Raw genomic sequence first — 5,598 nt, forward strand, 5'->3', positions numbered from 1 at the left:
ATTTATATAGAGGTAAGTTATTTTATTTTTGATTCGTTATTAAATTATCAATTTTTATGTTAAAAATTAAGATACCGTTAATTTTAGGATTTATTTTTTTGTTAATCTGTTCTTGTGGAGGTCCAGACCTACCAGAACTGGTTGCGGTTGAATATGATAAACTACCAGAGAAAGTAGATTTTAATGAACATGTAAAACCAATTTTGTCTGATAAGTGCTACTTATGCCACGGTCCAGATAAAGGAAATATTAAAGGAGGTTTACAATTACATGATGCAAGTTTTGCATATGCAGAGTTGCCAGAGTCTCCAGGGAAATTTGCAATTACACCAGGTAATTTAAAAAAGAGTGAGTTTTTTCATCGTATAATGTCTGATAATCCAGATTTAATAATGCCAGCACCAAGCTCACATTTAACATTAACAGATTATGAAAAAGCAGTTTTAATTAGGTGGATAGAAGAAGGGGCAGAGTATAAAAAACATTGGGCTTTTTTAACCCCAGAGAAACATAAAATTCCTAAAATAGAAAATAAAGACTTAGGTGGTAATGAAATAGATAATTTTGTGTTAGCAAAATTAAAAGAAGTAAACTTAACACCATCCAAAAAAGCAGATAAAGAAATATTATTACGTAGGGCTTCTTTTGATTTAATTGGCTTACCACCGACACAACAAGAAATAACAGACTTTTTAAAAGACAATTCTTCTAATGCTTTTGAAAAACAAATAGATAGGTTGTTGGCATCTCCTCATTTTGGAGAACAAATGACATTAGATTGGATGGATGTTTCCCGATATGCAGACACGCACGGTTATAGTAATGATAAATACAGAGATACCTCGCCGTGGAGAGACTGGGTTATTAAATCTTTTAATGAAAATATGCCATATGATGAGTTTTTAACTTGGCAATTGGCAGGAGATCTATTTAAAAATCCAACCAGAGAGCAAAAATTAGCTACTGCTTTTAATAGGTTGCATCCACAAAATTTAGAAGGTGGTATTATAGATGAAGAATTTAGATCTGAGTACGTTGCAGATAGGACAGCAACAGTAACACAAGGTATGTTGGGATTATCTTATGCATGTGCTAAATGTCATGATCATAAATATGACCCTATTTCTCAAAAAAACTATTACGAAATGTATAGCTTTTTTAATAATGTAGATGAAACCGGACTAATACCTTGGGATTTAGCAACTCCTGTTCCTGCAATGATGCTACCAACTAAAGAACAAGAAGGTGTAATAGCTTATTTAGAAAAAATTGTTAACGATGCAGAAGAAAAAGTAAAAACCACTAAAAAAGTTGAGGTTAGCAAAGCAGATAAATGGCTTGCTACCAATGCTTATAAAAAAGTGTCGTTAACTGCAAAACCTAAAGGATTAATTGCTTCTTTTAATTTTGATAATAAAAAAATAATAAATGCAGTTGGTGGTAACGGAAAAAATAACATAAGAATGCGTCAGCAATTTGTTGATAATGAAAAACCAGTATTTGGAGAAGGGGCTAGTGGAGATGGCCTTGTAATGAATGGTGATACTTGGTTAGATTTAGATAAAATAGGTATTTTTCAAAGAAACCAACCTTTTAGCATAGGTATAAAAGTGTTTATTCCAAAAGAACTAAAAGATGGGGTAATTTTTCATAAAATGAATAGCCCTGAGTTGCATAGTTTTAGAGGGTATCATTTAAAAATAAAGGATAATAAGTTAGAAGCTTTACTAGCACATGTATATCCAGATAATGCAATTGTTGTAGAGTCATTAAACAATGTTCCTAAAGATAAATGGGTGCAGTTAACTATGACATATGATGGTTCTAGTAAAGCAAAAGGAGTAGCTATTTATGTAGACGGGGAAAAGCAACAAACTAAAGCTGTTTTTGATAATTTGTATAAAGACATCATTTTTCATGAAATAAGGTTGTATGGCCCTAAAAGCGAAAAATTAGAACCTGGTTTGCGTATAGGTGCAGTCTGGAGAGGAAAGGGTATTAAAGATGCTATTATTGATGACTTTTTAGTTTTTAACAAAGAGTTAAGTGAAATAGAAGTAATGCAAATTGCAAATCCTGATGCTTTAGAGAACATTAAAGAAAAAAGTGTTGAAAATTTATCTGATAAGGAAAAACAAAAGTTTATAGAGTATTATTTATCAGCCAACTCATTAGCCTATAATAATGTTCTTAAAAAGTTAGAAAAAGATAGGCTAGCTTTAGTAGATAGTATTGACCCTATTAAGCAAATTATGGTTATGAAAGAGAGTAAGCATAATAGGCAAACCTACATTCTAGATCGTGGAAATTATGATTCGCCAACAGATTCTGTTTTTCCAAATGTACCCGAGGATATTTTTGCTTGGAAAAAAGAGTGGCCAAAAAATAGACTTGGCTTAGCCAAATGGATAACGGATAAAGACAACCCGCTTACTTCTAGAGTTACTGTTAATAGATATTGGCAAAACCTTTTTGGGAATGGTCTTGTAGTTAGTTCAGAAGATTTTGGTAATCAAGGTAATTTACCAACTCATCCTAAATTATTAGACTGGTTAGCAATTCGTTTTACAGAATCTGGATGGGATGTTAAAGCGTTATTAAAAACAATAATGATGTCTAATACATACCAACAAAGCTCAGTAATAAGTAAAGAGCTTTTAGCTGTAGACGTAGATAATAAATGGTTGTCTCGTGGTCCGTCAACAAGACTTTCAGGAGAAATGCTGCGCGATAATGCGTTGTATGCTTCTGGTTTATTAAATGAAAAAGTAGGTGGAGAAAGTGTAAAACCATACCAGCCAGAGGGGTTATGGGAGGTAAATGGAGATACATATACACAAGATGGAGAAGAAGGCTTGTATAGGCGAAGTATGTATACCATTTGGAAAAGAACAGTTCCTAACCCAACCATTGCAACTTTTGATGCTCCTACAAGAGATTTATGTTCATCTAGAAGGCAAAAAACAAATACTCCTTTGCAGGCATTAGTAATTTTAAATGACCCTACATACATAGAAGCTTCAAGGGTTTTAGGTAAGTTGATGTCTAAGGAAAAAGATATAACTTCTGGTATTAATATGGCATTTATAAGATTAACCGGTAGAAACGCAACAAAAAAGGAATTAAGCTTACTACAAAAATTACAAGAAAATGAATATCAAAAATTTAGTAGCAACACTGCCAAAACTTTAGGTTGGTTAAATACAGGAGCCTTTAAGTTAAATGAGAATGATAATAAAGCATTAATTGCAGCAAATGCAGTAGTAGCAAGTACTATTATGAATGCAGATGCTACCATAACAAAAAGATAAACATTAACCTTAAAAGAATAAGAATATGTGTAATAATCATCACCATAAATTAAGGTCTAATAATAAAGATTTACAAGAAATTGAAAAGCAAGTAGACCGTAGAGACTTTTTAAAGAAGACATCTTTAGGAATAGGTGCTTTAGCATTGGGTAGCTTATTGGGTGCAGATAAAATGTTTGCTTCCTTAAATAAAAATAGCACTCCAGAAGAAATATTAAGTACCTATAACAAAAACAGATTAGGTTTGCCGCACCATTTGCCAAAGGCAAAGAGAATCATTTATCTGTTTCAGAGTGGAGGTCCTTCACAAATGGATTTGTTTGATTATAAACCAAAACTGTCAGATATGTTTGGTAAAGAGTTGCCAGACTCTATTATGAGTGGTCAACGCTTAACAGGTATGAGTGGTAATCAAAGTACATTGCCCATTGCACCTTCTACATTTAATTTTAAACAATACGGAGAGTCCAGAGCGTGGGTTAGTGACGCTATGCCTTATTTGTCTGAAGTTGTAGACGACTTATGTTTTATAAAAGGAATGCAAACAGATCAAATAAACCATACGCCTGCTATTACTTTTATGCAAACGGGTAACCAATTACCTGGCAGACCATCTATTGGTTCATGGCTAAGTTATGGTCTAGGATCAGACAATGAAAACCTACCTACATTTATAACTTTGGTTTCTAAAAACGGAAAAGGACAGCCTTTAAAATCTAGTTTATGGGGTAATGGCTTTTTACCAACAGAGCACCAAGGTGTACAGTTTAGATCTGGTAAAGATCCTGTGTTGTATTTAAGCGATCCAGAAAATTACGATGGTAAAGATCGTAGACATATGTTAGATTATTTAGGTGATTTAAATGATTTGCAAAAAGATGCTTACGGTGACCCAGAAATACAAGCAAGAATGTCTCAGTATGAAATGGCTTTTAAAATGCAAACTTCAGTACCAGAAGTTTCAGATTTATCAGACGAGTCAGACAGTACTTTTGAAATGTATGGTAAAGATAGTAGAGATCCAGGGACGTATGCAGCAAACTGTTTAATGGCAAGGAAACTGTTAGAAAAAGGAGTAAAGTTTGTGCAGTTGTATCACCAAGGATGGGATCAGCATAACTACTGTCCAGGAGGAGTTAAAAGTCAGTCTAAAAAAACAGACCAACCAACAGCAGCTCTAATAAAAGATTTAAAACAACGCGGAATGTTAGATGATACGTTGGTAGTATGGGGAGGCGAGTTTGGCCGTACAGTATATTCTCAAGGGCAATTAACAAAAGAAAATTATGGTAGAGACCACCACCCAAAAGCATTTACAATGTGGATGGCAGGTGCTGGTGTAAAACCAGGTTTTTCATACGGAGAAACAGATGATTTTAGTTACAACGTAGTAAAAGATCCTGTGCATGTACATGATTTTCACGCAACACTTTTACACTTATTTGGTGTAGACCATGAACGTTTAACATTTAAGCATCAGGGCAGACGCTATCGTTTAACAGACGTGCACGGTAATGTTGTTAAAGACCTATTAACTTAAACCAAACAAAAAAATGTCAACCAGAAGAAATTTTATAAAAAACACAGCTATAGCAAGTGCCGTAGTTGCAGCTACACCTACTATGGGTTTTTCAATACTTAAAAAAAGTAAACCAGAGCAAACTATTTTAGGTCACGGAGATTATACCTATAAAGTGCATAATAATTGGGCACAGATAAGTGCAGTGCACAACCCATTGCTTAACTGCCATGAAATGGAAATGGATAGTAAAGGTAGACTTATAATGATTGGTGACCATACCAAAAATAATATTGTAATTTTTGATAAGTCTGGTAAGGTTTTAGATGCTTGGGGAACAGCTTATCCGGGTGGTCATGGGCTTACTATATCTAATGAAGGTGGTGAAGATTTTCTTTTTTTAGCAGATTCTGGTTGGTACTTAAACAAAACAGGAAAATGGGTAAAGCACAATGGTAGAATAACAAAAACGACTACAGATGGTAAAGTCCTTTTTGATATTGGTCATCCGCAAACTATAGGTGTATATGAGCCAGGTGAAAATTTTTGTCCTACAGAAATAGCTATAGGTCCTAACGGGGATATTTATGTGGCAGATGGGTACGGACAAGATTATATTTTACAATACAATTACAAAGGAGAGTTTATTAGGCGTTGGGGAGGTCATAACAACACCAATACAGATTATAATTTGCAAAATGCACATGGTGTAGCTATAGATTATAGAGATAAAAACAAACCAATGGTGGTTTGTACATCTAGGAACGA

The 5,598-nt window shown here is 33.9% G+C and carries 3 protein-coding genes; all 3 read left to right on the forward strand.

Annotated elements, in window-relative coordinates; all coding sequences use genetic code 11:
* Positions 1-56 precede the first annotated feature (56 nt).
* On the forward strand, positions 57-3,311 hold the full coding sequence (locus ABJD66_RS11780) for a DUF1553 domain-containing protein (protein WP_348131793.1): 3,255 nt from the start codon (positions 57-59) through the stop codon (positions 3,309-3,311).
* A gap of 25 nt (positions 3,312-3,336) precedes the next feature.
* Positions 3,337-4,851, forward strand: a complete 1,515-nt coding sequence (locus ABJD66_RS11785) for a DUF1501 domain-containing protein (protein WP_100895197.1) — start codon at positions 3,337-3,339, stop codon at positions 4,849-4,851.
* A gap of 13 nt (positions 4,852-4,864) precedes the next feature.
* On the forward strand, positions 4,865-5,598 hold a 734-nt coding region (locus ABJD66_RS11790), incomplete at its 3' end, for a twin-arginine translocation signal domain-containing protein (RefSeq protein ID WP_348131796.1).

The sequence above is a fragment of the Cellulophaga sp. genome (assembly GCF_039943695.1).
GTDB lineage: Bacteria > Bacteroidota > Bacteroidia > Flavobacteriales > Flavobacteriaceae > Cellulophaga.

Bases quoted from the DNA above. Each gene is read 5' to 3' on its own strand.
- ABJD66_RS11780 (WP_348131793.1), top strand. From the start codon at position 57: ATGTTAAAAATTAAGATACCGTTAATTTTAGGATTTATTTTTTTGTTA.
- ABJD66_RS11785 (WP_100895197.1), top strand. From the start codon at position 3,337: ATGTGTAATAATCATCACCATAAATTAAGGTCTAATAATAAAGATTTA.